Genomic DNA, 1,882 nt, shown 5'->3' with positions numbered 1-1,882 from the left:
GGCACCCGCAGCCACCTGTACCCGAACGTGCGCGAAACCCTGCGCGTGTTGCGTGCGGCGGGCGTGAAGCTGGTGGTGATGACCAACAAGGAAGGCCGCTACACCCAGGTGGTGCTGGACGCGCACCAGCTGGCGCCCTGGTTCGACCGCGTGATCAGCGGCGACACCTTGCCGGTCAAGAAGCCCAACCCGGCCGGCATCGTCGAGTGCCTGAAACAGTTCGGTGTGAGCAGCGACCGCGCGCTGTTCGTGGGCGACTCGTCCATCGACGTGGCCACCGCGCGCAACGCCGGCATCGCGGTCTGGGCGCTGCCCTATGGCTACAACATGGGCCAGCCCATCGAGAGCTGCCACCCCGACCGCGTGATCCCCGACTTTTCGGCGTTGACCACCCAGCCGCCGGTCCGCGACGCAGCGGCGGGCGCCTGAACGCCTTTTCTACTCCCCCATCTTTTTTTCTCTGGAGACCTTCACATGACCCTCAGGATCGGCATCAACGGTTTCGGGCGCATCGGCCGCATGGTGTTCCGTGCGGTGGCGCAGGAAGCCGAGTTCAGCGACATCGAGGTCGTGGCGATCAACGACCTGCTCGAACCCGAGTACCTGGCCTACATGCTGCAACACGACTCGGTGCACGGTCGCTTCAAGGGGGCAGTCAGCGTCGATGGCGGGCATCTGGTCGTCAATGGCAGGAAGATCCGCCTGACCGCCGAGAAGGACCCCGCCCAACTGCAGTGGAACCACGTCGGCGCCGATCTGGTGATCGAGTCCACCGGCTTCTTCCTGACGAAGGACACCTGCCAGAAGCACATCGATGCCGGTGCCAGGAAGGTGGTGCAGTCCGCCCCGTCCAAGGACGACACGCCCATGTTCGTGTTCGGCGTGAACCATCCGAAGTACGCCGGTGAGGCCATTGTCTCGGCCGCTTCGTGCACCACCAACTGTCTGGCCCCGGTGGCCAAGGTGCTCAACGACCGCTTTGGCATCCAGCGCGGGCTGATGACCACGGTGCACGCAGCGACTGCGACGCAGAAGACGGTGGACGGCCCGTCGAGCAAGGATTGGCGCGGCGGCCGCGGCATCCTGGAAAACATCATCCCCAGCAGCACCGGTGCCGCCAAGGCCGTGGGCGTGGTGTTGCCCGAGCTGAACAAGAAGCTGACCGGCATGGCCTTTCGCGTGCCCACCTCCGACGTGTCGGTGGTGGACCTGACGGTCGAGCTGAACACAGAGGCCAGCTACGACGATGTCTGCAAGGCCATGAAAGCCGCCAGCGAAGGTGAGCTGAAGGGTGTGCTGGGCTACACCAGCGACAAGGTGGTCTCCACCGATTTCCGCGGCTGCGCCATGCCGTCGATCTTTGACGCCGACGCCGGCATCGCGCTGGACAAAACCTTCGTGAAGGTCGTGAGCTGGTACGACAACGAGTACGGCTACACCTGCAACATGATGCGCTTCGTGCAGCACGTGGGCAGCCACTGATCCGGGAGAGCCCCATGAAATGCCTGCGATTCAGCGACGTGTGTGCCAGCGGCTTTGCCCGCGGCAAGCGCGTCTTCATCCGCGCCGACCTCAATGTGCCTCAAGACAAGGAAGGCCACATCACCGAAGACACCCGCATCCGCGCCAGCATCCCAGCCATTCAGATGGCGCTGGACGCCGGTGCCGCGGTGATGGTCACCAGCCACCTGGGCCGCCCCACCGAAGGCGAGTTCAAGCCCGAAGACTCGCTGGCCCCGGTGGCCGCGCGCATGGGCGAGCTCATGGGCCGCAGCATCCCCGTGGTGGCCCACTGGGTCGATGGCGACTTCGCCGTCGCCCCCGGCGAACTGGTCATGCTGGAGAACTGCCGCCTGAACGTGGGCGAGAAGAAGAACAAGCC

At 65.2% G+C, this 1,882-nt stretch carries 3 protein-coding genes; all 3 read left to right on the top strand.

Features of this window, described 5'->3' with window-relative positions; all coding sequences use genetic code 11:
- Nucleotides 1-429 (top strand): HAD-IA family hydrolase (locus ACR2JA_RS11730; protein WP_434009262.1); only part of this gene is annotated, 429 nt, incomplete at its 5' end.
- Nucleotides 430-474: 45 nt separating this feature from the next.
- On the top strand, nt 475-1,482 hold the full coding sequence (gene gap, locus ACR2JA_RS11725) for a type I glyceraldehyde-3-phosphate dehydrogenase (protein ID WP_434009261.1): 1,008 nt from the start codon (nt 475-477) through the stop codon (nt 1,480-1,482).
- A 14-nt stretch (nt 1,483-1,496) separates the two neighbouring features.
- Nucleotides 1,497-1,882, top strand: a 386-nt coding sequence (pgk, locus tag ACR2JA_RS11720) for a phosphoglycerate kinase (protein ID WP_434009260.1), incomplete at its 3' end; no start/stop codon positions are given.

It is taken from the genome of Hydrogenophaga sp., from assembly GCF_051007235.1.
GTDB lineage: Bacteria > Pseudomonadota > Gammaproteobacteria > Burkholderiales > Burkholderiaceae_C > Hydrogenophaga.
This window is presented reverse-complemented; position numbering and strand designations above follow the sequence as displayed.

Coding starts and splice junctions, on each gene's coding strand:
- gap (WP_434009261.1), top strand. CDS start 475: ATGACCCTCAGGATCGGCATCAACGGTTTCGGGCGCATCGGCCGCATG.